Source organism: Rhizobium sp. S163 (assembly GCF_030380805.1).
Lineage (GTDB): Bacteria > Pseudomonadota > Alphaproteobacteria > Rhizobiales > Rhizobiaceae > Rhizobium.
In genome coordinates, this window is record NZ_JAUDSA010000003.1 from 828,919 (window position 1) to 855,124 (window position 26,206).

23 protein-coding genes are annotated in these 26,206 nt (G+C 61.8%); 7 read left to right on the forward strand and 16 right to left on the reverse strand.

Annotated features, from left to right (window positions below; translation table 11 throughout):
- Window position 1: 1 nt before the first annotated feature.
- From QTL96_RS04325 to QTL96_RS04340, 4 genes are all read right to left on the reverse strand, one after another.
- The gene (locus tag QTL96_RS04325; protein WP_289726809.1) at window positions 2–1,027 is read right to left on the reverse strand and encodes a metalloregulator ArsR/SmtB family transcription factor; all 1,026 of its coding nucleotides are present in this window, start codon (window positions 1,025–1,027) and stop codon (window positions 2–4) included.
- A gap of 338 nt (window positions 1,028–1,365) precedes the next feature.
- The gene (ettA, locus tag QTL96_RS04330; protein WP_018897543.1) at window positions 1,366–3,015 is read right to left on the reverse strand and encodes an energy-dependent translational throttle protein EttA; all 1,650 of its coding nucleotides are present in this window, start codon (window positions 3,013–3,015) and stop codon (window positions 1,366–1,368) included.
- A 134-nt stretch (window positions 3,016–3,149) separates the two neighbouring features.
- Window positions 3,150–4,958 (reverse strand): hypothetical protein, encoded by a 1,809-nt coding sequence (locus tag QTL96_RS04335; RefSeq protein WP_289726810.1) that lies wholly within the window; start codon window positions 4,956–4,958, stop codon window positions 3,150–3,152.
- Window positions 4,959–5,032: 74 nt separating this feature from the next.
- Entirely contained in the window at window positions 5,033–5,767 is a 735-nt protein-coding gene (locus tag QTL96_RS04340) for a ribonuclease (RefSeq protein ID WP_289726811.1), read from the reverse strand.
- Window positions 5,768–5,921: 154 nt separating this feature from the next.
- Between QTL96_RS04340 and QTL96_RS04345 the strand changes: the two genes are divergently transcribed.
- The 4 genes from QTL96_RS04345 to QTL96_RS04360 are packed head-to-tail and all read left to right on the forward strand — an operon-like array spanning window position 5,922 to window position 10,725.
- Window positions 5,922–6,860, forward strand: coding sequence for an alpha/beta hydrolase (locus tag QTL96_RS04345; protein WP_289726812.1), 939 nt, complete (start codon window positions 5,922–5,924; stop codon window positions 6,858–6,860).
- Window positions 6,861–6,895: 35 nt separating this feature from the next.
- The gene (locus tag QTL96_RS04350) at window positions 6,896–7,855 is read left to right on the forward strand and encodes a DMT family transporter (protein ID WP_289726813.1); all 960 of its coding nucleotides are present in this window, start codon (window positions 6,896–6,898) and stop codon (window positions 7,853–7,855) included.
- An 18-nt stretch (window positions 7,856–7,873) separates the two neighbouring features.
- Window positions 7,874–9,070 (forward strand): CaiB/BaiF CoA-transferase family protein, encoded by a 1,197-nt coding sequence (locus tag QTL96_RS04355; protein ID WP_289726814.1) that lies wholly within the window; start codon window positions 7,874–7,876, stop codon window positions 9,068–9,070.
- Window positions 9,067–10,725, forward strand: a complete 1,659-nt coding sequence (locus QTL96_RS04360; RefSeq protein WP_289726815.1) for a thiamine pyrophosphate-binding protein — start codon at window positions 9,067–9,069, stop codon at window positions 10,723–10,725. The genes QTL96_RS04355 and QTL96_RS04360 overlap by 4 nt, the downstream gene beginning before the upstream one ends.
- Window positions 10,726–10,770: 45 nt before the next feature.
- Here the strand turns inward: QTL96_RS04360 and QTL96_RS04365 are convergent, their stop codons facing one another.
- The 3 genes from QTL96_RS04365 to QTL96_RS04375 form a co-directional block, all read right to left on the reverse strand.
- Entirely contained in the window at window positions 10,771–11,112 is a 342-nt protein-coding gene (locus tag QTL96_RS04365; RefSeq protein ID WP_047505852.1) for a RidA family protein, read from the reverse strand.
- A 73-nt stretch (window positions 11,113–11,185) separates the two neighbouring features.
- Window positions 11,186–11,524, reverse strand: coding sequence for a TIGR01244 family sulfur transferase (locus QTL96_RS04370; protein WP_018897535.1), 339 nt, complete (start codon window positions 11,522–11,524; stop codon window positions 11,186–11,188).
- A gap of 96 nt (window positions 11,525–11,620) precedes the next feature.
- Window positions 11,621–12,460 carry a DUF4432 family protein gene (locus QTL96_RS04375; RefSeq protein ID WP_289726816.1) on the reverse strand — a complete coding sequence of 280 codons (840 nt, stop codon included), beginning with the start codon at window positions 12,458–12,460 and terminating at the stop codon, window positions 11,621–11,623.
- A gap of 242 nt (window positions 12,461–12,702) precedes the next feature.
- Between QTL96_RS04375 and QTL96_RS04380 the strand changes: the two genes are divergently transcribed.
- A complete protein-coding gene (locus QTL96_RS04380) occupies window positions 12,703–14,064 on the forward strand; it encodes a L,D-transpeptidase (RefSeq protein WP_289726817.1) in 1,362 nt (453 codons plus the stop codon).
- Between the two features lie 7 nt (window positions 14,065–14,071).
- Here QTL96_RS04380 and QTL96_RS04385 read toward each other — a convergent pair whose 3' ends face one another.
- From QTL96_RS04385 to QTL96_RS04425, 9 genes are all read right to left on the reverse strand, one after another.
- Window positions 14,072–15,175, reverse strand: coding sequence for a helix-turn-helix transcriptional regulator (locus QTL96_RS04385; RefSeq protein WP_289726818.1), 1,104 nt, complete (start codon window positions 15,173–15,175; stop codon window positions 14,072–14,074).
- Window positions 15,176–15,389: 214 nt separating this feature from the next.
- Window positions 15,390–16,103, reverse strand: coding sequence for a ParA family protein (locus QTL96_RS04390; RefSeq protein ID WP_289726819.1), 714 nt, complete (start codon window positions 16,101–16,103; stop codon window positions 15,390–15,392).
- 242 nt (window positions 16,104–16,345) lie between these two features.
- A complete protein-coding gene (locus tag QTL96_RS04395; RefSeq protein ID WP_112980895.1) occupies window positions 16,346–17,497 on the reverse strand; it encodes an iron-containing alcohol dehydrogenase in 1,152 nt (383 codons plus the stop codon).
- Window positions 17,494–18,879, reverse strand: a complete 1,386-nt coding sequence (locus QTL96_RS04400) for an aldehyde dehydrogenase family protein (RefSeq protein WP_289726820.1) — start codon at window positions 18,877–18,879, stop codon at window positions 17,494–17,496. The genes QTL96_RS04395 and QTL96_RS04400 overlap by 4 nt, the downstream gene beginning before the upstream one ends.
- A 16-nt stretch (window positions 18,880–18,895) precedes the next feature.
- The gene (locus tag QTL96_RS04405; RefSeq protein ID WP_289726821.1) at window positions 18,896–19,309 is read right to left on the reverse strand and encodes a type II toxin-antitoxin system VapC family toxin; all 414 of its coding nucleotides are present in this window, start codon (window positions 19,307–19,309) and stop codon (window positions 18,896–18,898) included.
- Entirely contained in the window at window positions 19,302–19,778 is a 477-nt protein-coding gene (locus QTL96_RS04410; RefSeq protein WP_289726822.1) for a helix-turn-helix transcriptional regulator, read from the reverse strand. The genes QTL96_RS04405 and QTL96_RS04410 overlap by 8 nt, the downstream gene beginning before the upstream one ends.
- Before the next feature lie 79 nt (window positions 19,779–19,857).
- Window positions 19,858–21,225 (reverse strand): glutamine synthetase family protein, encoded by a 1,368-nt coding sequence (locus QTL96_RS04415; protein ID WP_289726823.1) that lies wholly within the window; start codon window positions 21,223–21,225, stop codon window positions 19,858–19,860.
- Window positions 21,226–21,372: 147 nt separating this feature from the next.
- The gene (locus QTL96_RS04420) at window positions 21,373–22,920 is read right to left on the reverse strand and encodes an amino acid permease (protein WP_289726824.1); all 1,548 of its coding nucleotides are present in this window, start codon (window positions 22,918–22,920) and stop codon (window positions 21,373–21,375) included.
- 126 nt (window positions 22,921–23,046) lie between these two features.
- Window positions 23,047–23,817, reverse strand: a complete 771-nt coding sequence (locus tag QTL96_RS04425) for an N-formylglutamate amidohydrolase (RefSeq protein WP_289726825.1) — start codon at window positions 23,815–23,817, stop codon at window positions 23,047–23,049.
- 179 nt (window positions 23,818–23,996) lie between these two features.
- On the opposite strand from QTL96_RS04425, the gene QTL96_RS04430 reads away from it, so the two are divergent.
- Both QTL96_RS04430 and QTL96_RS04435 read left to right on the forward strand, forming a co-directional pair.
- On the forward strand, window positions 23,997–24,869 hold the full coding sequence (locus QTL96_RS04430) for a MurR/RpiR family transcriptional regulator (protein ID WP_018897523.1): 873 nt from the start codon (window positions 23,997–23,999) through the stop codon (window positions 24,867–24,869).
- 179 nt (window positions 24,870–25,048) lie between these two features.
- Complete coding sequence (locus tag QTL96_RS04435; protein WP_112944331.1) at window positions 25,049–26,152, forward strand: ABC transporter substrate-binding protein; 1,104 nt, start codon at window positions 25,049–25,051, stop codon at window positions 26,150–26,152.
- Window positions 26,153–26,206 lie beyond the last annotated feature (54 nt).

Sequence of the window (26,206 nt, forward strand, 5' to 3'; positions counted from 1 at the left end):
GTCAGTCTCTCCCGGCAAATGTGGGTGCGGCGTGATCGCTCTCGGCAGAGGCCATCAGGCGCCTGGGGTCGCGCGCGAGCCAGATGGTAACAGTTAGCCCCTGCCCGCTCTCGTGCCCCGGATGAAGATCGACGACCTGCTCGATATCGAGCCCCGCCTTGCGCAGCCAGTCGGTCATCGACTGGTGCGAAAAGCCGAGACGCACATGCGCGTGGTCGTCACGAAGATATTCCAGCGTGTGAGGCGCCAGATCGATGATGACGAGCCGTCCGCCCGGGCGCAGCATGCGTGCCGCTTCCCCGATGGCGATGTCCGGCTGGTCGAAGAAGTGCAGGACCTGATGGATCGTCACCAGATCGAAATCCTGCGCCTCGAAAGGCAGGTTGAGGATATCGGCATGACGCACCGAGGCCTTGGTGATGCCTGTTCGGTCGAGATTGGCGCGGGCCACACTCAGCATGTCGCGGCTGGCATCGACGCCGATCGCGCGACGGTAGAGCCCCGACAGAAGCTCCAGGATGCGGCCGGTGCCGGTTCCGAGATCGAGCAGCGAATCGATCGGCTGGCTGCCGAGCAGCCGGATCACGGCGGCATCGACCTCCTCGTCAGCCGCGTGCAGGCGGCGAAGCTCGTCCCACTCGGCGGCGTTGCGGCTGAAATAGGCCTGCGCCCGCTCCGAGCGCTGGCGCTTGACGGCATCGAGCCGCTCGCCATCGCGCAGGATGATAGGATCGTTCTCGGAGGCATGCGCCAGAAGATTGCGCACGAAGTTCGCCGCCTTCCCTTCCTGCCGCAGCCGGAAATAGGCCCAGGCGCCCTCCTGGTAGCGATCGATGAGATCGGCTTCGCCAAGCAGCTTGAGATGGCGCGAGATACGCGGTTGGGATTGGCCGAGAATTTCGGTAAGATCGGTCACGGTCACGTCGCCGGCGGCCAGCAGCGCCAGAAGACGTAAGCGCGTCGGCTCACCCGCCGCCCGCAGCACGTCCACCAACGCATCCAAACCTAGCCTGACGGGTTCACCCATATCCGATCCAATCAACATATAAAGATATCTTTATGTGAAATGATTTGGTCGTGCAAGCGGCATTTCGATCGGTTCACGAAATTCCCTGCGCAAATCGCGACATGGGCTTGAGAGAAAAAAACCCTCTCCTCCGCCCTCATGCCTGTGCCCAGGCTTTCGCCCGGGCGATGTCACAGGCATCCAGCGCCCCAAGTCCTTGGGGCCAAGACTCTCTTCACGGCGCGGACGCGCCGTGGCTGGATCCCGGCTCAAGGCCGGGATGAGGGATGTTGAGGGCCTCCACAAACAAAGAACCCCGCCGAAGCGGGGCTCTCAAGCATGCTGATAAGCAGCAAACCTTATCGCGTCAGGCGTTTGTAAGCCTGGCTGCCCGGGTTCAGCGCGTCGGGACCGAGGCGGCGAACCTTGTCCTCTTCGTAGTCTTCGAAGTTGCCTTCGAACCATTCGACATGGCCGTCGCCTTCAAAGGCGAGGATGTGCGTCGCCAGACGGTCGAGGAACATGCGATCGTGGCTGATGATGATGGCGCAGCCGGCGAAGGCTTCGAGCGCGCTTTCCAGTGCACCGAGCGTTTCCGTATCGAGGTCGTTGGTCGGTTCGTCGAGCAGCAGAACGTTGCCGCCGGCCTTCAGCATCTTGGCGAGGTGAACGCGGTTGCGCTGACCGCCAGAGAGGTTTCCGACCTTCTGCTGCTGATCGCCGCCCTTGAAGTTGAAGGCGCCGCAATAGGCGCGCGAGTTCATGTCGAACTTGCCGAGCTTGATGACTTCGGCGCCGCCGGAGATTTCTTCCCAGACGGTCTTGTTGCCGTCGAGCGCGTCACGGCTCTGGTCGACATAGCCGAGATGAACGGTGTCACCGATGCGGATCGAACCGGCATCCGGCTTTTCCTGCCCGGTGATCATCTTGAACAGCGTCGACTTGCCGGCGCCGTTCGGGCCGATGATGCCGACGATACCACCAGGCGGCAGCTTGATCGACAGGTCGTTGATCAGCGTGCGGCCTTCGAAGCCCTTGTTGATGCCCTCGAGCTCGATGACCACCTGGCCGAGACGCTCGGAGACCGGGATGATGATCTGCGCGTCGCCGGGGCGGATGTTTTCGGCCGCATCGACCAGCTGTTCGTAGGCCTTGATACGGGCCTTCGACTTCGCCTGACGAGCCTTCGGGCTGGAAGCGATCCATTCCTGTTCACGCGACAGCGCCTTCTGGCGGCCGGCTTCTTCGCGGGCTTCCTGCTGCATGCGCTTGGCCTTCGCCTGCAGGTAGGCGGAGTAGTTGCCTTCGTAAGGAATGCCGCGGCCGCGGTCGAGCTCGAGAATCCAGCCCGTGACGTTGTCGAGGAAGTAGCGATCGTGGGTAATCATCATCACGGCGCCAGGATAGTCGCGCAGGTGCTTTTCAAGCCATGCGATCGTCTCGGCGTCGAGGTGGTTGGTCGGTTCGTCGAGGAGCAGCAGATCCGGCTGCGACAGAAGCAGGCGGCAGAGCGCGATACGGCGACGCTCACCACCCGAAAGCAGGGTGACGTCGGCATCCTTCGGCGGGCAGCGCAGAGCTTCCATCGCCATCTCGACCTGCTGTTCGAGGTCCCAGAGGTTCTGGCTGTCGATGATGTCCTGGAGCTTGGCGCCTTCGTCGGCGGTCTCGTCGGAATAGTTCATCATCAGTTCGTTGTAGCGGTCGAGCACGGCCTGCTTGTCGGCCACGCCTTCCATGACGTTTTCGAAGGCGTTCTTGGCCGGATCGAGATGCGGTTCCTGCTCGAGGTAGCCGACGGTCGCACCTTCTGCGAGCCAGGCTTCCCCGGTGAATTCCTTGTCCTGGCCGGCGATGATGCGCAGCACGGTCGACTTACCGGCGCCGTTCGGGCCGAGGATACCGATCTTGGCATCCGGGTAGAACGACAGGTTGACGTTTTCGAGGATCTTCTTGGCGCCGTAGGACTTGTTCAGTCCCGACATGTGGTAGATGAACTGACGTGCCATCGGTAATTCTGCTCCGGGGGAAATTGGTTTGCCGCTATGTAGGCGAATTGGCGCCCGGGGGCAACGCGCCAGCGGCAAAATCCACCCGCTTTGTCGCGGATCACCTGCAGTTTGCGGCTGAAAGTCAGCTTGCTCTATTGCAAGGCCGCGTGATCGATCCGGAAAAGCTGGAAATCGCTGCGCGTCGGCGGATTGACCCGCTCCAGCCCCGGCCAGCCATCCCCGCGCGCCAATGAGGCATAAAGCGGCGCCTGCTTCGGATCGGCTTCCAGAGGAAAGCGGCAAACGGCAACGTAATCGAAAGGCGCCAGCGCTTCCCGGCGCAGCTGCGGGTCTGAGGTCATGAACGCCTGGAACATCCGCTTCATTCCGGGCGAGGCACGATGGAACGGCATGGCGCCGACCGAAAAGCCCGATGGGGCCGCCAGGATCAGAGGCATGGCGATCCCCTGCGGTGTGGCGACGCGGCCCGGCGTGACGGTTTGAAGGACGGAGAAATCCTGCCGCTCGCACTCGCTCGCCACCATATAGTCGACCTCGTCGAATTTATGCTGAACCGACGGCACCAGCACGAAGAAGACACAAAGCGCGGCCGCAACGGCAGCAGCGGCAACCGCGGAAAGCCGGTACATTTTGTCGAAGGCCTGTGATTTCATCGTCATCGTCGCGATGACGGCGGGTAGGAACACCGGCATCAGCGCGATCGGAAAGCGAATGTTGCGCGTCACGAAGCAGGTGAGAACGAGGGCGCCCAACGCCATGAGATAGGCGATTGCTGGTCCAAACGACCGCTCCCGCATTTTGAACAGCACGAGCGGACCGACATAGGCGCCAACAGCAGCCGTCAATGCCAGGAGCAGCAGCAGATCATATTGACCGTTCTCGTAGAAATACCGGATGCTCTTTTCCTGCCATACCCGATCGAACCACAGCTCCCGCGATACCGGGTCGATGATGCCATAGGGGCCTGTAACGCAGGATGGAAAGAGGTAGGCGGCGACGACCAGAACCGCGACGGCCGGAATTGCCAGGGCAAGGAGCCGCATGAAAGGCCCCGCGCGATCACGCTGGATCGCCACGCCCGCACCGAGAACGACGGAGAACGCCGATAGCAGGAAGATGTAGGGGGCGGAGAAGGCGTCGCATTGCGTCGAGACGGCAGCGGCGGGACCGAGGAACGCCATGGCGGATACAAGCGTGACGATCACCATCGAGACGGATGCGGCGACAAGGACGGTACGAACCCCGGCGACATTTCCGATGTAGCAGACAACGAGCCCGGCATAGGCGATCACGACGAGCGGAAGACACTCGAGGCCGATCACCGTCGAGATCGCCGCACCCGCGCCGATCATCAGCCCCCCTGCCCGATCCCATCGCACCAGCCCCGCGACGATCATCATGAGAGCGACGATCTGGACGTTATGGTGATCGATACGACCCGGCGTGAACTCCAGCACGCCCATGCTCATGAGAACGGTGGCGAGCATCAGCGACAGCGTGAGCGCCGTCTCCGTCAGCGAAAACCCTGCAAGCAGGCGCCGTGCAGTCGTCGCGACCAGCAGGCAGCAGAGCGAAAGCAACATCGGCGGCCAGACCTGGAAGGCAACGGAGAGTGCCTGCGCGGTCGGCATGAAAGGCTGCAGCAACCAGGCGATCGCGACATAAGGGAGATCGACCAGCCGTGACCATGGCGACACGTAGGTCGCCGGCATCGAGATGAAGGGAAGCGACAGATCGAACCAGTGCCCCTGCGGGGACATCAGATGCCGGATCTGGAGTTCGCGCAACTGATCGTCGATATCGCTGACGAACCTTATCCCATCAGCGAGATCGAACAGCACCATCGCGAGCGCGGTCGCATAGACGATCAGGAACATGCGCCATAACGGCATCTCTCCTGCAGCAGTCTGATCGCTTTCAGATGCAACTATGTCGGACATTCGTCGTCACTCGAGCTGTTGGTCACCGCCAGCCCGAGACGATAGACGTCAAAAATTGAGATTGTCCTACGACCTCAAAAACCCGCTGCGTCGACGACACCCTCGTTGCAGCCGAAGGATGTCCGGCCCGCGCCCTGGATGAGATCACCGAGATCCTTGCCCTTCCCGCTGGTCGCATCGGCGGAGAGACCGATCGTCAGTTCGCTGATCACGCGGCTGTTGCCGGCGCGGCGGCAGCTCATCTTTACCCGGTCGCCGGCGCCGGGGCCGAAGCTCCTGTCGAACGCCGCCTTGATCGCGTCTCCAGTCAGTGACTTGCCGATATTGGCGGCGAACAGTTCCTGGACGGCGGATCCGTTCAGGTCCTCGATCAATCTCACCGCATCGGCGAAGTAGGCGTCGGCGCTCATGCCGGTGCAGGTGCCGTGCTTGGTCCATTCATGCCGCTCGAGCGCCGATTGCGTCCCAGGCATGACCTTGTCGAGCGATGCCTTCGTCTCGGCCGAGAGTTTTACCTCCGGCAGGTCCCTCCAATCGCCACCCTTGTCGGCGGAGCGATCAGCGTCGGAAACGCCGCAGTAATCCTTGCGCATCGGCCAGAGCCCGTGCAGCGAGAAGTTCTTGGCGTCGTAGCGGTCGCTGCCTTGACTGGCGCATTCGGCCTTGCGCTGGTTGGTCTGGCAGAAGGCCGGCTGCCAGCTGGCAGCGAGAATGAAGCGCGTGCGCCCGCCGCCCTCCTGCGCAAAAGCCGGGACGGCCATGATCGACAACAGGAACAATGCGATGACGCGAAAAACGAGATTGCCCATACTCATCCCCACAAAGAACAATTCATGAACATGAAAGCACGCGATGCATCGGCAGGCAAGCGGCAAAACGGCAGATACGAAAATCTCCGGCACAACCTATCCCGCCTGTTGCATTTGACCGCTGTTCTGGTCTTCTCCCGCCACGGAGGAAATCATGTTTGCAGAAACCCGGCGCCTCGACCATGCGGGCGCTTCACTGGCCTATCACTATCAGCAGCCCGAAGGCACTGAGCGCGGCATTCTCTTGATCAGCCATGGACTAGCCGAGCACTCGAAACGCTACCAGCGCTTTGCGCAAGCGATGGCTTCGCGCGGCTATCACGTCTACGCCCACGACCATCGCGGCCACGGCGAGACCACCGCGCCGGACGCGCCGATCGGCCGCTTCGCAAGGCGTAATGGCGCGAGCTACGTTGTCGACGATATCGAGGCGATGCGCGACGAAGCGGCGACCGAGCATCCGGGCCTGCCGATCATCCTCTTCGGCCACTCCATGGGCGGGCTGATCGCGCTCAACGCGGCCGTCACCTACCCGCGAAAATTCGACGCCGTCGCCGTCTGGAACTCGAACTTCAATCCGGGCTTGGCCGGCCGCGCCGCGCAGGCGATCCTCCTGATCGAGCGCGCGCTGAAAGGCTCCGACGTCCCGAGCGACCTGCTGCCGAAGCTCACCTTCGGCACCTGGGCGAAATCGGTCGCCAACCGCCGCACCGATTTCGACTGGCTGTCGCACGATCCCGAAGAGGTCGACAAGTATGTGGCCGATCCGCTCTGCGGCTTCGGCGCCTCCGTCTCGCTCTGGCTCGACCTCTTCGAGCTCACCTTCCGGGCGCCGCAGAAAGAACATCTCGCCCGCCTGCCGACCGAGACGCCGATCCACCTGGTGGGTGGCGGCCAGGACCCGGCGACGGAGAATGGAAAAGCCATTCTCTGGCTGTCAAACCATTTGAAAACCCATGGCTTCTCCCGTATTAGCACTGAGATATATCAGGACATGCGCCACGAGACCTTGAACGAGATCGGCGCCGACGCGGCCATATCGGCATTCGCCGATTGGTGCGATCAGGCAACCGCGCGTTCCGTGGGCGGCTGATCCCGCTCCCTACACCAAAACCAGAGAATACCGTCATGAGCAGCAACGCGGCACCCGGCACCAGCAACACCCCATCGGAAGTGATGATGGGGCTGATCCTGATGTTCGTCTCGGTGCTGCTGTCGCCCATCATCGACATCTTCTCCAAGCTTGCCATCAGCACGGTTCCATCCGCCCAGATCACCGCGGCGCGCTTCGGCGTGCAGGCGCTCTGCATGCTGCCCATCGTGCTCTGGCGTCACAACCTCACCGAGATCACCTGGAAACAGAGCTTCTTCCACGCCATCCGCGGCGCCATCATCACCGTCTCGATGATCTCCTTCGTCACCACGCTGAAATACATGGCGGTTGCCGATGCCATCGCCATTTTCTTCGTCGAGCCGATCATTCTGACGATCCTGAGCAGCATCTTCCTCAAGGAAAAGATCGGCTGGCGCCGCTATACCGCCTGCGGCGTCGGCTTCTTCGGGGCAATCCTCATCATCCAGCCGAGCTTCCAGGAGGTCGGATACGTCGCGCTGCTGCCCGTCGTCAGCGCGATCTGCATCGCCATCTCCGCCATGATGAACCGGGCGCTGGCGCAGCGTGAGGACCCGTGGGCCATGCAGTTCCACATGGGCCTCTGGGGCCTACTGATCTGCGCCATCCTGCTCTATCTCGGCCAGGGCAGCGGCTCCGACGTGCTCGATCCCGTCATGCCCGACGCCCGCGCCTGGCTCTATCTTCTCGGCGTCGGCGTCTCCGCGGCGATCGCCGGCATCTTCGGCGTTTACGCCTATCGCTCGGCGCCCGCCTCGACGCTCGCCCCGCTGCAGTATTTCGAGATCGTCTCCGCCACCGCCTTCGCCTGGCTGGTGTTCGGCGATTTCCCGGATGCGCTGAAATGGCTCGGCATCTTCATTATCATGGGCTCCGGCTTCTACATCATCTGGCGCGAGCGGCGCTTTGCATCCAAGCCCGTATCCGATACATCTGAGGAGACGCGGGCACCCTGATCTGATCGTGGGAGGAACATGACGCAGACTGAGCCTAACAGAGCGCCGCTCACAGGCATTCGTGTCATCGAGCTCGCGCGCGTCCTCGCCGGCCCCTGGGCGGGCCAGATGCTGGCCGATCTTGGCGCCGACGTGATCAAGGTCGAAAACCCCGATGGCGGCGACGATACGAGGCACTGGGGTCCCCCCTTCGTCGAGGGTGCCGATGGCGAAAACCTCTCTGCCGCCTATTACCACGCCGCCAATCGCGGCAAGCGCTCCATAACGGCCGATCTGCGCAGCGAGGAAGGCCAGGCGCTGGTCCGTCGGCTGGTCGCCACCGCCGATGTCGTCATCGAGAATTTCAAGCTCGGCGGCCTCGTCAAATACGGGCTGGATTACGAGAGCCTGCGCCAGATCAATCCAAAGCTCGTCTATTGCTCGATCACTGGCTTCGGCCAGACGGGCCCCTATGCCGGTCTCGCCGGCTACGATTATATCGTCCAGGGCATGTCCGGCTTCATGTCGATCACGGGCGAGCCCGACGGACAGCCGATGAAGGCGGGCGTTGCCATCGCCGATATCTTCACCGGCATCTACGCGGTCTCGGCGATCGAGGCAGCCCTCATCCACGCGCTGAAGACGGGCGAAGGCCAGCTGGTCGACATGGCGCTGCTCGATGTGCAGTCGGCGGTGCTCGCCAACCAGAACATGAACTACCTCATATCCGGCCGCCCGCCGACACGCCTCGGCAACGCCCACCCCAACATCTCGCCCTACGAGGTCGTCCCCACATCAGATGGCTACCTCATCCTCGCCATCGGCAATGACGGCCAGTTCCGCCGCCTATGCGCCATCCTCGGCCTCGAAGGGGTCGCCGACGACGAACGCTTCGCCACCAACAAGGCCCGCGTTGCCAATCGCGACGAGGTGAGACGCTTGGTCTCGACCGAAACGCTGAAGTGGGCGAAGGCCGATCTTCTTGCGGCCTGCGAGGCGAACGCCGTGCCGTCAGGCGCGATCAACACCATCGAGGACATGTTCAACGATCCGCAGATCGTCGCGCGCGGCCTGCGCATCGATCTCGAGGATAGCGCCGGCACCGTCATTCCCGGTGTCAGGACGCCCGTCGTCCTGTCGCGGACGCCGCTCAGCTATGAAAGGCCCAGTCCGAGACTGGGAGAGCACCAGGAGGAGGTGCTCGCGGAACTCATCCAATGGGAGGGGAACAAATGAAACGAACAGGCGGAGAACTGATCGTCGAGGCATTGAAGGCAAATGGGGTGAAACGCCTCTCCTGCGTTCCCGGCGAGAGTTTCCTCGCCGTCCTCGACGCGCTTTACGACAGCGACATAGAGGTCATCGTCTGCCGCCAGGAGGGCGGCGCCGCGATGATGGCCGATACATGGGGCCGTCTCACCGGAGAGCCCGGCATCTGCATGGTCACCCGCGGCCCCGGCGCCACCAACGCGACTGCCGGCCTGCATATCGCCAAACAGGATTCGATTCCGATGATCCTCTTCATCGGCCAGGTCCAGCGCGATGCCCGCGAACGCGAAGCCTTCCAGGAGGTCGAGTTCCGCCGGGCGCTCACCGAATACGCCAAGTGGGTGGGCGAGATCGACGACGCGGCCCGCATCCCCGAATTCGTCACCCGCGCCTTCGCGCTCGCCACCTCCGGCCGCCCCGGGCCTGTCGTCCTGTCACTACCCGAAGACATGCTGCGCGATATGGTCGAGGCGCCCCGCGCCAGGCGCTATTCCCGCGTCGAAGCCCATCCCGGCCGCAGCCAGGTCGACGACCTCTATCTGCGCCTGCTGAAGGCCGAGCGCCCGATGGTGATCCTCGGTGGCTCGCGCTGGGATGCCGACGCGGTGGCCGATTTCAAGATTTTTGCCGAGCGCTTCAACCTGCCGGTCGGCTGCTCCTTCCGCCGCCAGATGCTGTTCGATCATCTGCATCCTGGCTATGCCGGCGATATCGGCGTCGGCATCAATCCAGAGCTGGCGCGGGAGATCAAGGAGAGCGATCTGCTGATCCTGCTCGGCGGCCGCATGTCCGAAATGCCGTCCTCGGGCTATACGCTGATCGATATTCCCTACCCGCAGCAGCAACTCGTCCACATCCATCCCGACCCGTCCGAACTCGGCCGTGTCTATCGCCCGGATCTCGCCATAGCGGCAAGCCCGCAGGATTTCGTCGCAGCCCTTGCCGACCTCGAGGCGCCCACACAAGCGCGGTGGGCGGACCGCACCGAGCGCATGCATCAAGCCTATCTCGCATGGTCGACACCGCCGCAAACAGGACCCGGCGACGTCCACATGGGCCCGATCATGGCGTGGATCGAGGAGAACACGCGGCCGGACGCCATCTTCACCAACGGCGCCGGCAATTATGCGACATGGCAGCACCGCTACCACCGCTTCCGGCAGTTCAACACGCAGGCAGCCCCGACATCTGGCTCCATGGGCTACAGCGTCCCCTCAGCGGTGGCCGCCAAGGCGCTGTTTCCGGATCGCGAAGTGATCTGCTTTGCAGGCGACGGCTGCTTTCTCATGCACGGCCAGGAATTCGCCACGGCCATCCGCTACAAGCTGCCCTTCATCACGCTTCTGATCAACAACGGCATGTACGGCACGATCCGCATGCATCAGGAGCGCGAATATCCCGGCCGCGTCAGCGGCACCGGCCTCACCAATCCCGATTTCGCGGCCCTTGCCCGCGCCTATGGCGGCCATGGCGAGACGGTAGAAAAGACCGAGGACTTCGCCCCCGCCTTCGAGCGCGCCCGCGAAAGCGGCCTGCCCGCTATCATCGATATCAAGCTCGACCCCGAGGCGATCACCCCGACGCGCACGCTCTCGGAAATCGCCCAAACAAAAAGCCGGTGAGCAGTCTTTCTGCTCACCGGCTCTCAAGTCGCAATGGAAACGATCTTAGATCGCAGCCGTAACGATGAACTCGACCTTGTACTTCGGAGCGGCCAGCTTGGCTTCGCTGGTGGCGCGAGCCGGCGTGTTGGCCGGGTCGACCCAGGCTTCCCAGGCAGCGTTCATTTCAGCGAAGTCCGAGATGTCGGAGAGGTAGATCAGCGTCTGCAGGATCTTCGACTTGTCGGAGCCGGCAGCGGCCAGCAGGCGATCGACTTCGGCAAGCGCGTCCTTGCACTGGTCGGTCACGGTTGCGCCTTCGCCAACCTGGCCGGCGAGGTAAACGGTGTTGCCGTGGATGACCGCGCCGCTCATGCGGGCGCCGGCGTCGATACGCTTGATGCTCATGGTATTCTCCTTGTCATGAAATGAAAGAGGCGCCGCATGAGAGCGCGGCGCCGGACTGACATCCCGCCCCTAATCAGGTGCGAATGTGATGGGTTTTCTGATAGATCGCCGTCGAGCGGGCGCCCGAGCGGCAGTAGCCGAGCATCGGGCGCGGGAATTCGTCGAGCGCGTCAACCATGCCGGCGACCGCCTCTTCCGTCACGCCCATCGGGCCGACGGGAACGTGGGCGATCTCGAGACCGAGCTCCTTGGCCCGCGCCGCGATATCGGCGAACGGCGTCTGGTCCATGCTTTCCTGGTCCGGACGATGGCAGACGATGGACTTGAAGCCCATGGCCTTGATCTCGTCGAGCTCATCGACCGTGATCTGGCCGGAAACCGAATATTCGTCGTCGATCTGGCGGATATCCATCGCAAGTACTCCTGAAATTATGGGCTGAATGACTACGCCGCCCGATCAATGCCGTCAACCGCACAACACGGTTGAATCGGCCTGTTGAATTGCCTGTCAAACGAAAGCAAAGCTGAGCCCGTACTCGCGGCTTTCGCCGGGCTTGAGCATGTTGAATTCGCCGGCTTCCTGAAGCTCCGCGCGCGGCACCCAGCGATGCGAGACCGGCTCGATGCCGAGCACATCGGCCGGCGCCGTCTGGTTGCGCCAGACCTGCAGATGCGGCAGCGTATCGGCCTTCACCCGCACCCGCAGCGTCTTGCCGCCGACTGCGGCCATCGGCCCAAGCCGCACTTCCGCGAGACCATCGCGCGTCGCCGGCGCTTCCACGCAGAAGATATCGCCGCCATCCTTGCCGAAACGCCAGGGGAAACCGCCATTCTCAAGCATTGCGCCTTCGAGCCGCGTGCCCTCGTCGAACCATTTGCCGCCGATGTTCATATGATACATCAGAAACGTCGGCACGGTCTGGTTGCTGGTGTTGATCACCTTGTCCTTCAGATGCGCCTCGCCGGTCTTGCCGTCGATGAACCAATGACGCTCGATCCGGGCGGGCAACCCCTCGATGGTGACGATATCGATATCGGCGCGGCATTCCGCATTGCCGTTTTCGAACTTTGTCCAGAGCACCTTGGCGGCATGGCCGGCGGCCGAGCCGTGCAGCGGAAAGACCTTGTTGTCGGACCGGCCGGGGATGGGTTCGCGATGGCGAATGTGGTCAGGCCCGCAGGTAAACAGGAACCCCTGCACCGAATGCGAGATGCGCGCATCTCCGTCATCGGGAACGGCTTCCTTCGGCGCGATATCGATGCCCTCGACCACGCAGCCGCCGATATCCATCAGCGACGTCTCGTCCAGCATCAGCTTCGGCCCCGTCGCGGCGGCAAATTCCATCATGATCCCGTCTCCCCCTCAAAATGAACTTCCGTAGGGTTAGGCGGCACCCACTGTTTCGTCAATCCAAGCTGTCGCCACCGCCAACGAGATTTTGATTGGAACCAGCTGGCCCTCTCAAATGTTTATGAGTAAAGGGAAATTTATTGGTTTTTTCATTTTTTGTTCAGCACGATTTCATAAATTCCACACTAGCGTCAAAATTCGCGGGTGTGTGTCGCCAAGTCACTGAAGGATACGAAGACGTGAATCGCTTTCTGAAATCGGCATTATCTGGGACCGTTATCGTGCTGGCCATGTCGGCAGCGGTTCAGGATGCGTCCGCGCAACAATATCGCCGCCAGGGCAGCGTCGTCTTCGTCACGCCGAACGGCGAGATCCTCGATTACATGCCTGAAGGCAGCGGCTACACGCGCGATCGCAGCGGCAACCGCGTGCTGGTCGACGGCTACGGCAACATCATCGCCACCGAAGCGCGCTCACGCGGCTACTATCCGCCGCCGCCCTCGCGCCGGGTCTACGGCCGAGAGGTCTACAACAACGACCCTTATTACAGCGAAGACCAGTACGGCGACACGCGCTATTCCGAGCGCGGCGCGGTCACGGGTGCGATCCCGCGCGAGGCATCGATCGATCGCCAGCAGCTGGATCAGCCCTACCCGCAGAACGATGGCGACTACGCCTCGATCGATCCGGACCAGCAGCAGCCTCAGGTCACGCAGCCGACCCGTCCGGCCGATCCCGTCATCACGCTGAAGAACAAATCGAAATCCGAGATCGTCGCCCTGCAGGTCTTCCTCGACCGTGCTGGCGTTTCGCCTGGCGCCATCGACGGCCACATGGGCGCCAACGTCACCAAGGCGGTCTATGCCTACGAGCAGATGACCGGCGAGACGCTAGATCCGAACAATACCGACGCGATCCTCGAGCAGCTGCGCATGTCCGGCGGCCTGCCTGTCGTGAGCTACACCATCACGCCCGCAGACGCGGCCGGCCCATACGTTGCCGAGATCCCTGAGGATTATGCGCACAAGTCGCAGATGACCTCGCTTGCCTTCACCTCGGTAACCGAGGCGCTGGCTGAACGCTTCCACATGGACGAAGGCTTCCTGAAGGAGCTTAACGCAGGCGCCGACTTCACCGTCCCCGGCACCATCATCAAGGTGGTCACCCCCGGCGAAGTGAAGACCGGTAGCGTCGCGCGCATCATCGCCGACAAGGGCAAGAAGCAGGTCTTCGCCTATGACGCCTCCGGCAACCTTATCTCCGCCTACCCGGCCTCGATCGGCTCCACCGACACGCCCTCGCCATCGGGCACAGTCACGGTCGAGCGCGTCGCCTTCAATCCCGGCTATACCTACAATCCGAAGATCAACTTCCAGCAGGGCGCCAACGACAAGATCCTCAACATCCCGCCGGGCCCGAACGGCCCTGTCGGCACCGTGTGGATGGCCCTGTCGAAGCCGACCTACGGCATTCACGGCACGCCCGAACCCTCGAAGATCGGCCGCACCCAGAGCCACGGCTGTATCCGCCTGACCAACTGGGACGCCACCGAGCTCGCCAAGATGGTCAAGCCCGGCGTCACCGTCGAGTTCGTCGACTGACAAAGCGTTAGTTGTTGCGGCGCGCCTGCTCGCTGAAATAGACGAGCCGTAACAATTCAGACTGCGAATTGACGCCTGTCTTCGCAAACACCGACTTCAGCTGGCTGCGGATGGTCTCGCGCGACCGATTGCTCTCGATGGCGATATCGGTGATCGATGATCCGTGCAGCAGCCCCTGCATGATCTTGATCTCCGCCCTCGTCAGCCCGAACTTGCCGCCAAGCCCCGGCACATCCATCGCCACGGGCTTGGCCGATGGCTCGATGATGATCGCGATGCTCGGCGCATCGAAGAATTGAATGCGGGCACTCTTCTGCAGACGGACGAGGGTAAGCTTGACGCCGTTCACATCAAGCACCTGCTGCCGCTCGCCGTCACGCCATTGCGACAGCAATCGACCGAGGCACGCATTGGCGTCGGCATCGGCAAGCCAGACCTTTCCCTGCAGATCGAGCCGCACGGACCGCCCCTCGGTCAGTGCCTGCTCACCGACCGCGCTGGCCGACAGCAGCTTGCCGCCGTCTCCAACCAGCAGGACACCGACGCCGATCGCGTCGAACAAGCGGCCACCGAGCTCATCGGCGCTCTTCTCGCCCTTTCCAGCCTCGAAATAGCGCACCGCCCGGTGCAGATGCGGCGCAAGCCGGGTGAACGTATCGGCGTAAACCCTGTTGTCTTCGGGCCCGCCGTTGGCGATCGAACTGGAGATGTTGAACATCCGACCGTCTCGCTTGACCAGCGCCATGCCGATGGCGGTCTCGCCGCATTGCTTCCAGAAGTCGTTGTAGAACTCTGTCTTCACGAACGCTTCGCGCGGCAGCAACTCCTCGGACAGGAAGCCGCGCCACATCGGCATCACGCTCATGGCCGGCGCCCAGGGATTTATGCTCGCGAAATGATCGGAATAACTTTCGACCCATTCGTCGCTGAAGCCCTTGTCGATATGAGACGCGCCCTCCGCCCGCGTCGGGTCGTGGTAGAACAGCGTGGTCTTTCCGCCGGGAACGATCTCGTTCCACCGGCCAAGAAACATGTCCCAGGTGGCCTCGCCGAAAATTACACCGTAGATGGTGTCGACCAGACTGTCATAGGTATCTTCAGCAACGATCATTGTTCCCCCGGCAAGCGCCCGCATCGCAGGCGAGGATACCAGTGTAAAGCTTCTGGAAACAACGAAAATTACCCTTTTCGGGTGATACCCACCCGAGGGAAAAGCAGGCAGTGATGCAGAGATCATGGTCGCGTCGAAACGAGGAGACCGACCTTGCATCAATGAAAATGCGCCCCAGCGGACCGGGGCGCATTTTCAATCACAGAATGAGTGATCAGGCGGCCGAACGGATCAGCGGGCCGGTCATGCGCGCCGCGGCCGGCAGTCTCACCGGCAGCTTGCGCATGATCTCCTCGGCGAAACAGAGCGCATTCTCGCGCGCCTTGTCGAGGTTGCTGGCCCGGGCCGGATCGAGCGTATGCAGCGTGCCACCACAATCGAAGATATCGCGGAAAGCCGAGCGCTCGATGATCGCGGTGTCGAGCACCGGCACCTGCCGCTGGTTGAGCAGCGTCTTGACGATCGAGAGCGCCCGTGTCGTCACCATCGAGTTGACGCGCGTCAGCACGACGGAGTGACCGATGCGGATACCCGCCTTCTCGTCGAGATACTGCAGCAGTTCCAGCACCTGTGCGCCACCGCGCGCATCCATGGCGCAGCCCTGGATCGGGATCAGGACATGGTCCGAGAGACCGATCGCCGTGGCCAGCATCGGGTTGCGGGCGCCCGGCAGGTCGATGATGAAGTAATCGGTGTTGTGCTTGTTCTCAGAGATATGCTGCGGCAGCGATGCCGAGGTTACGAAATCGATCACCGAGACGTTGGGAAGATGGCCGGAGATTTCGTGCCAGCGCGAAATCCAGTGTTGCGGATCGGCATCGAGGATGGTCACCCGGTAGCCCTTGCGGGCAAGCTCGGTGGCCAGCAACAGAACAGCGGTGGTCTTCCCGGCTCCGCCCTTGGTGTTTGCAAATGTGATGACTGCCATGTTCGTTCCTCAAGGGGAAATGTCGCGAGCCGGGATCGCTCTGTTGCGCACATCGGGATGCATCGTGCGGTTACTGCATCCTTTCCAAACATGGTTAACAATATCTAAACAAGGCATCCGAAATCCCGGTCCGCATTTCTTGCAGCAGCCTTCGCCACTTCGCCTGAACGCCCTGCGCCACAACGAAAAAGACCCGGAAAGCGCAGTGCTTTCCGGGCCAAATCTCAGGTCCGCATTTTGTATCAGAAGCAGTCCTTGAACAGCGCCTTGGTGTTCTCGAGCGTCATCGCGACAGGGTTTCCGCCAGCACTCGGGTCTTCGATCGCCATGGCCGAGAGTTCATCGATTCGATCCGGCTTGATGCCCATCGCCGAAAGGCTCTCGGGTACGCCGAGTTCCGAGCGCAGCTTCAGCACGTAGTCATAGAACCCGTCGAAGCCGCCCGAGATGCCGAGATAGGCGGCAGCGCGCGCGATCTTGTCTTCGATGACGGCGCGGTTGAAGCGCAGCACCGCAGGCATCACGACGGCATTGGTCATGCCGTGGTGGGTGTTGTAGACGGCGCCGATCGGATGCGACAGCGCATGGATGGCGCCGAGGCCCTTCTGGAACGCGACAGCGCCCATGGCAGCGGCCGACATCATGTTGGCGCGGGCTTCGAGGTCAGTGCCTTCCTTGTATGCGCGCGGCAGGAACTCCTTGACCAGCCGCATGCCCTCAAGCGCGATGCCGGCAGACATCGGGTGGTAGAAGGGCGAGGAATAGGCTTCAAGGCAATGCGCGAAGGCATCCATGCCGGTTCCTGCCGTGATGATCTTCGGCATGCCGACGGTCAGCTCCGGATCGGCGATGACGACGCCAGGCAGGAACTTCGGATGGAAGATGATCTTCTTCACATGCGTTTCGGAATTGGTGATGACGCTGGCGCGGCCAACCTCCGAGCCGGTGCCCGCGGTCGTCGGCACGGCCACGATCGGCGCGATGCCCTCGACCGAAGCGCGCGTCCACCAGTCGCCGATATCCTCGAAGTCCCAGACCGGCCGCGTCTGGCCGGCCATGAAGGCCACGCACTTGCCGAGATCGAGGCCCGAGCCGCCGCCGAAAGCGATGACGCCGTCATGACCGCCATCCTTGAACGCCTTGACGCCGGCCGCAAGGTTCTTCTCGTTCGGGTTCGGATCGACATCGGCGAAGATCGCGCGACCGAGGCCAGCCGCTTCGAGAATGTCGAGCGCGTTTGATGTGATCGCCATCGACGCCAGGCCGCGATCGGTGATCAGCAACGGCTTCTTCATGCCGAGGCTCTTGGCGGCGTCCGCCAGTTCCTTGATCCGGCCGCGGCCGAGCTTGAATGACGTCGGGTAGCTCCAGTTGGCTGTGATATGCGCGCTCATGCTGTCACTTTCTTCAGATGATAGGATTTCGGACGCGTCAGGTTCTGGAAGCCGATGATCGACAGCGAGCCGCCGCGGCCGGTTTCCTTGACGCCGGTCCAGCACAGTGCCGGATCGAGATAGTCGGCGCGGTTCATGAACACGGTGCCCGTTTCGATTTCGCGGCCAAGCCGCCCTGCCCGCTCGGCATCCTTGGTCCAGAGCGACGCCGTAAGGCCGTACTGGCTGTCGTTCATCAAAGCCAGCGCCTCATCGTCGCTCTTCACCTTCATGATGCCGACGGCGGGACCGAAGGTCTCCTCGCGCATGAAGGCCATCGAGTGATCGACATTGACGAGGATCTGCGGCGCAAGATAGGCGCCGCCATCATCGGCTGGGAAGAGCTTGGGATCTACCAGAGCTTTCGCGCCCTTCGACACCGCCTCGGCGATCTGCTCGCGCACCACCTTGGCGAAACGCTTGTTGGCCATCGGGCCGAGCGACGTTTCCGGATCGAGCGGGTTGCCGAGCTTGTAGTTCGACACCCAGGCGACCGACTTCTCGACGAAGCTGTCATAGAGCGATTCATGCACATAGATGCGCTCGATCCCGCAGCAGCACTGCCCGGAATTATACGTCGCGCCATCCATCAGCGTATCGACCGCCGCATCGAGATCGGCGTCTTCCATGACGTAGCCCGGATCCTTGCCGCCGAGTTCGAGGCCGAGACCGGTAAACGTGCCTGCTGCCGCCCGCTCCATCGAGCGCCCGCCCTCGACCGAACCGGTGAAGTTCACGAAGTTGAAGCTGCCGGCGGCGATCAGCGCCGATGTCGTCTCATGGTCGAGAACCACGTTCTGGAACACATCCTCGGGAACGCCGGCCTCGACGAAGGCCTGCACCAGCCGCTCGCCGACGAGGAGCGTCTGCGACGCATGCTTCAGCACAACCGTATTGCCCGCCATCAGCGCCGGCGCGATCGTATTGATCGCCGTCATGTAGGGATAATTCCATGGCGCAACGACGAAGACGACGCCATGCGCCTCGCGCTCGATGCGGCGCTCGAACTTGTCGCTCTCTTCCACGACCAGCGGCGCCAGCGCATCGGCCGCGATAGAGGCCACGTAGTTGGAGCGCTCGTTGAAGCCCTTGTATTCGCCACCATAGCGGATCGGCCGGCCCATCTGCCAGGCGAGCTCGGGGACGACGACGTCGGACATCTCGTTCAGCCGCGCAGCACCCTTCAACACCAGCTGGACGCGCTCTTCCAGCGGCCGCTTCGCCCAGGCCTTCTGCGCCTTGCGCGCCCGCGCCACCACCTCTTTAGCCGCCTCCAGCGACAGCGCCGGACGCTCGGCGTAAACCGATCCGTCGATCGGCGATATGCATTGAATTACAGTCATTTCCAAACTCCAGTCATTAACAGGCCAGCGTGCGGACATGCCCCGCAACGCCATAGGAAAGGATCGCGCGATCGCGCGTGATGATCGTCAGGTCGTTCTCCCGCGCCGTGGCAATCAGGATGCGGTCTGCGGGATCGTTGTGAACGGGCTGCGGTAGAAAAGACGACGCGACAAGCGCTTGAAGAGAAACGTCGGCGGTCTGCGCACCGATCATGTCGATAGCATCCTCGAACCAGGACATCGCATCCTTCGTCGTCGGCAACCGCCCCTTGCTGATCAATATTCCAATCTCCCACGCCGACATCGACGAAACAAACAGGCCACGCTTTTCACGTCCACTACTAAGCGCAACGTTCGCATCTCTGCTGAGTGGCGCTCCCTCGACAAGCCAGAGCACCGTGCAGGTATCGAGGAGGAAGCGGTCAGTCATCGTCGTAGACTTTACCCCAATCCGGATCGGCAGGCGCGGTCAGATCAACCCCCGGCATGATGGTCAGCGTCCCCTTCATGCATCCCCAGGCCGGATGCACCTCGATCAGCGTCCCATCCTCCAGCTCCATCCAGCGCTTGCCATCCTTGTAGATGACATCGTCCTCCGTAAACATCTTGACGGGCGGCTCCTCCGGCAAGACCGGTGCGGTGCCGCCGCTCTCATAGCCCGCCTGCTTCTTCTCGGCGAAGCCGCTGGCATCGCCACGGCGATGCGCTGCTACCTCCTCCAGCGGAAGGCCAAGATAATCCGCGATCTGGTCCTGCTCGTCGGCGCTCATCTTCCGCTCGCCGCTCAGCATGCGTGACACGGCGCTCGGATCAAGCCCCATGAACCGGGCCATGTCGCGAAGCGATGCGTCGCGCTGTGAGAGCTTTTCGTAGAACCATGCGCTGTCGATCACACCCATGTCGATCTCCTCTGGAAACGCCGGAGCACATTAGCACAATGCGACCAACGCAACAATCAGAGCGAGTGTTGCGATTATCTCATGCTCGCTCGAAACCGCGCGCCACCTCCCAGTCCGTGATCCTGCGGTCATACTCCTCCTGCTCCCACTCCGCCGCACGCGTATAGTGATCGATGACGTCGTCACCGAAAGCATTGCGCAGCATCTTGGACTTTGTCATGGCCGTGGTCGCCGCCCTCAGCGTACGCGGGATCTCGCGCACCTTGCGCGCGCCATAGGCGTCGCCGACGAAGGGCGCCTCCAGCTCCATCTTGTTCTCGATCCCGTCGATCCCTGCCGCCAGCAGTGCGGCGAATGCGAGGTAGGGGTTGAGGTCGGAGCCGCCGACGCGGCATTCGATGCGGATCGCCTTAGTGCCGTCACCGCAAAGCCGATAGCCGGCCGTGCGGTTATCCTTGCTCCAGATCGCCTTGGTCGGCGCGAATGTGCCCGCCATGAAGCGCTTGTAGGAATTGATGTAGGGTGCCAGGAAATAGGTGATCTCGCTGGCATGCGCGAGGAGGCCGGCGATGTAGTTTTCCATCAGGCTGGACATGCCGTACTTGCCCTTGTCGTCGGCAAACAGCGGCGTCTTGCCATCGGCGCTCCACAGCGATTGATGAATGTGCGAGGAGCTGCCGGCGGCATTGTAGTGCCACTTGGCGAGGAAGGTGATCGCCTTGCCCTTGGCCCAGGCGATTTCCTTGCAGCCGTTCTTGATGATCGAGTGACGGTCGGCCATGGCGAGCGCATCGGCATAGCGCACGTTGATCTCCTCTTGACCCGCCGAAGCCTCGCCCTTGGAGTTCTCGACGGGAATGCCGGCACCCTGCAGCCCGGTGCGGATCGCCCGCATCACCTCTTCCTCCTTGGTGGTCTGGAAGATGTGGTAGTCCTCGTTGTAGGCGCTGGCGAGCTTGAGATTGCGATAGCCGGATGCCTGCGCGGATTCATAGGTCTGGTCGAACAGGAAGAACTCGAGCTCCGAGGCCATGAAGGCCTTCATGCCCATGTCTTCCAGCCGCTTCACCTGCTTCTTCAGGATCGCGCGCGGCGAATGCGGCACTTCCTCGTGGGTGTGGTGGTCGAGCAGGTCGCAGAGCACAAGCGCTGTCCCCTCAAGCCAGGGAACGCGTCTGAGCGTCGAGAGATCCGGCTTCATCGTGTAGTCGCCGTAGCCCTTTTCCCAGCTGGTCGCCTTGTAGCCGGAGACGGTCTCCATCTCCATGTCGGTGGCCACCAGATAGTTGCAGCTGTGTGTTTCCTTCCAGGCGCTTTCGACGAAGTATTCGGCCTGGAAACGTTTGCCCATAAGCCGCCCCTGCATGTCGACCTGGCATGCCAGCACGGTATCGATGCGTCCGTCGGCAACGTCCTGCTTCAGATCGTCGAGAGTATAGATGCTCATATGGACCTCCCCATAAATTTAAACTGAAATCGGGCCAACGAAACGGCATGCTCCGTGCGGCAATGCCGCGCCGGGCTGCGCAGTCTAATGTCGGTCAACCGCAATGCAGGGCCGCCGGACGCGGCCCCGCTTTCTTGGAAGAGTATATCAGCCTTCGCCGACAGCCTTTTCGGCAGCCGCGATCTCGGCCTGGCGACGCGCCACTTCCTCGCCGATCGGCGGGCCCTTGAAGCGGCGGCTCTCGAAGCCGAACCACACGATCGCGGTCAGCACCAGGAAGCCGACGGTCACATAGAGCGCCGGGCCGTTCGGCGGCTGCACGCCGAGAACGAAGATCAGGATCATCGCCAGGATGGTGAGCACCGAGAACAGCTTGTACATGCCCTCGCCGATGTTCCACGGACCCATCTTGCCCCACTTCGACGTACCCCAGGCGAAGAGGCCGAGCGTGATCGGGATCGCGAAGGAGAAGAACAGGAAGATGACCGTGCACGAGACCACGATCGTGTAGACCGGCGTGTCACCGATCGAAACGAGCGACGAGCCCCAGACGAAGAGAACCGAGAGGATCGATCCGGTCCAGATGGCCGATACCGGCGTGCGGTACTTCGGGCTGACCTTTGCGAGCGCCTTGGAAGCCGGCAGGCCGCCATCGCGCGAGAAGGCGAAGATCATGCGCGATACGGAGGTGACGGTTGCAAGGCCGCACAGCCACTGGCACACGAGGATAGCGAAGTAGAGGATATCCTTGACGGTCGCGTTGACCTGCGTGTCCATCGCCCAGAAGAACACGTTCCAGCCCTGCTTTGCGGCGTCATCCATGTTCGGCAGCAACAGCACGAACGAGCAAAGCATGATGTAGCCGAACAGCGCCGACCACAGCACGGAAGAGACCATGCCGCGCGGAACGGAATGGGCGGCCTTGACCGTTTCTTCCGACGTATGCGCGGAAGCGTCATAGCCGGTGATCGTGTAGATCGGCAAAAGCAGACCGAGCAGGAACACCCAGGTGCCCGACGTTGCCGGCCAGACATTGCCGCCCGCTTCGCCGGAATAGTTGGCGAAGGTGAACAGGCGGCCGATCTCGTAGGACGGCGCGAAGTACAGGCACACGGCCGACAGCGCGATCGCCGATGCGAAGATCAGGTAGCCCGAGAAGTCCGTGAGCTTCGCGGTCAGGCCGATACCCATGTGGTTCACGAGCGCTTGAGCACCAGTGATGATCACAAGGAACAGGATGCGGACTGTGGTCGTATCGGTCAGGCCGAAATAGGTCGTGCCGAACGAGCCCATGAAGAAATAGTAGGTGCCGACGTTGATGGCGCCGAGAACCGTGACGAGGCCGAGCAGGTTGAACCATGCTGTCAGCCAGCCGGTGAAACGGTTACCGAGGATCGAACCCCAGTGATAGAGACCGCCGGCCGTCGGATAGGCCGAGCTGATCTGCGCCATGGCAACGGCGAATACCAGCGAAACGAAGCAGCCGATCGGCCAGCCAATGCCGATCGCGGCACCGCCCGCGCCGGCCGTTGCCTGTGCCAGCGAATTGATACCACCGGAAAGAATGCAGATGATCGAGAATGAAACGGCAAAATTCGAAAACGAGCTCATGCGCCGTTCGAGTTCCTGGGCATAACCCATGGAATGCAGGATGTGCACATCCTGCTTCTTGTCGAGTTCCGAATAATCGGACATGACGTCCCCCTGTTTAGCCATCAACCGCGGAATTGCGGCTGATTATCCAGTGCCAAAGTGCCCGCGACGTATTCGCCTGCGGGCGGATCGCAGTTAGACTGCTCCCTGGGGTCTTATCTTTCGTCGTCAGGCGTCCAGGCTCTGCTGGAGCAGCCTTGTCAGATAGCTGGCCATGACCCCTTGGCCAGCCGGGTCTGCGATGAGGTCGTTGCGGACCTCGATCATTACATTGCGCAATCCGTTCGACAGCCCGTGCAGGATCAGCGTATGCGTCACGCCGTCCAAGGGGCCGTAAGGCTCGTTGCGCTCAACTCTATAGTGCGTCGTCTCACCCGCAGCGGCAAGCATCGCATCCGCCAGCCGGCTGTCGTCGTCATGCAGCACGCCAACCTCGACCGCGCGCGTCTTTCCGTGAAAGACAGGCGTAAAGCTGTGGACGGTGACGATAACGGTCTCCTGTCCCCGCGCCTTGCGTTCACGAATGAGTGCGCGAATGGCGTCATGAAACGGGATGTACAGGGCCTCGGTGCGCGCGGTCTTTTCCTCGGCACTTAGGCCTGCATTTCCCGGGATGTCGTAGACCTCGCTTTTCTCAGGCATGGCGCCGGCCGATTCCGGCGGCCTGTTGCAGTCGTAGATCAGGCGTGAAAAACGCTGGTGAACCAGCGTGGCATCGAGCGCCTCGGACATACCCCTGGCGACCGCAAGAGCGCCGGGATCCCAGGCAATGTGACTGTTGAGCGCCTCCTCGGAAAGACCAAGCGTCCCGAAGCTGGCAGGTAGAACCCGCGATGCATGTTCACAGATGATAAGCACCGGGCTGGTGCCGTCTGGCCTTTCGACCGCGACGCACTCCCCTTCCCCTTTGCCGAGCACTTCCAACCGAGCAAGCACCACAGTCGCTCCACCACAACTGTTAATAAAATACTTATAAGAAAAGAATTCTTCAGCTTTCCAAAAGTGTCAAGCACACACTGAAAAAATCTTTTCATGACAGTAGTTGACATGGATTGTGACAGCGTTGTTAACTTTGAGTGGGAAAGTGGCACAAGACCAATCCCGGGGAGCAAGATCGCGTGACCGTTGCGTCGAAGACAGTTTCAGACGTAATCCACTCGCATTTTGGCGTGCTCACGCGCGCCGAAAAGCAGCTGGCTGAAAGTCTGTTGGACAACTACCCGGTCTCAGGACTGGGGAGCATCACGACGATTGCCGAAAACGCCGGCGTATCGACCCCGACGGTCGTGCGCATGGTCCAAAAGCTCGGCTACAAGGGCTATCCCGATTTCCAGGCGCATCTGCATCAGGAGGTCGAGGCGACGATCTCCAATCCGATCGCCAAGCACGACCGATGGGCCTCGAACGCGCCCGGAACCCACATTCTCAACCGCTTCGCCGATGCCATCATCGACAATCTGCGCCAGACACTGACCGGTCTCGATACCGCGACGTTCGACAGCGTCGCGACCCTTCTGTCGGACCGCAAGCGCAACCTTTATTTCGTCGGCGGCCGCATTACCGGCGCGCTGGCCGAATATTTCTTCACGCATATGCAGGTCATTCGCCCGAATACGGCGCTTCTGTCGGCCAATTCGAGCAGCTGGCCGCAATATGTCCTGAACATGAACCCCGGCGACCTGCTGATCATCTTCGACATCAGGCGCTACGAGCAGGAGCTCGTCAGCCTCGCCACCGCCGCCAAGAACAGCGGCGCCGAGATCATCATCTTCACCGACCAGTGGGCCTCTCCCGCGACCAAGCTGGCACGCCATACGTTTCGCGTGCAGATCGAGGCGCCGTCGGCATGGGACAGCTCCGTCGTCACCCTTTTCATTGTCGAGGCGCTGATCGAGGCGGTTCAGAACTCGACATGGGACGAAACGAAGGAGCGCATGAAAACGCTGGAAGGCCTTTTCGAACAGACGCGGCTCTTCCGCAAACTTGGTTAGGAGGGACAATTACGACAGCGAAGATGTAACGGGCAGAAAACAAGGACGTGTCGCAATCGAAACATCCTCGCCAAACGCCCGCGATACAAAGAAAAAATAGCGTCATCCAACTGTCACACAAGCTTCACGTAACGTCAGTAACAGCATCGTCGGACACTGAAACCCGAAGGAGAACAACAGTGATCTCTAATCTTTCTCGACTGCTCTCGCTCTCTACAGCAATTGTTGTGGCTTCAACCGCAATTGCTGCCGCAGAGCCAAGCGCTGAACTCATCGCTGCCGCCAAGAAGGAAGGCACGCTGACCACGATCGCTCTCCCGCACGACTGGTGCGGCTACGGCGACCTCATTGCCGGCTTCAAGGCGAAGTATGGTCTGGAAGTGAACGAACTGAACCCGGACGCTGGTTCGGGCGACGAAATCGAAGCCATCAAGGCCAACAAGGGCAACACCGGCCCGCAGGCTCCTGACGTCATCGACGTCGGCCTCTCCTTCGGCCCGACCGCAAAGGCTGACGGCCTGATCCAGCCTTACAAGGTTTCGACCTGGGATTCGATCCCTGACAGCGCCAAGGATGCCGACGGCTTCTGGTACGGCGATTACTACGGCGTTCTCTCCTTCGTCGTGAACACCGACATCGTCAAGGAAGTGCCGAAGGACTGGGCCGACCTGAAGAAGTCGGACTACGCCAACTCGATCGCTCTCGCCGGTGACCCGCGCGCTTCCAACCAGGCCGTCCAGGCTGTTTACGCTGCCGGCATCGCTGCTGGTGAAAAGGACGCGACCAAGGCTGGTGAAGCCGGTCTCGCCTTCTTCGGCGAACTCAACAAGGCAGGCAACCTCGTTCCTGTCATCGGCAAGTCCGCTTCGCTGGCACAGGGCTCGACCCCGATCGTCATCGCATGGGACTACAACGGCCTGTCCTGGCGCGATACGCTCAAGGGCAACCCGCCGGTTGAAGTCGTCGTTCCGGCTTCGGGCGTCAACGCCGGCGTTTACGTCCAGGCGATCTCCGCTTTCGCTCCGCACCCGAACGCTGCCAAGCTCTGGATGGAATACCTCTATTCGGACGAAGGTCAGCTCGGCTGGCTGAAGGGCTATTGCCACCCGATCCGCTTCAACGATCTGGCCAAGAACAAGAAGATCCCGCAGGACCTTCTCGACAAGCTGCCGCCGGCTGCTGCCTATGAAAAGGCCGTTTTCCCGACGCTCGAAGAGCAGGAAGCCGGCAAGACCGCTATCACCAGCAAGTGGGATAGCGTCGTCGGCGCCAACGTCCAGTAATACAGCATGAAACCGGCCTCCCCGTCTTATCGCGGGGAGGCTTTTGCCCCTCCG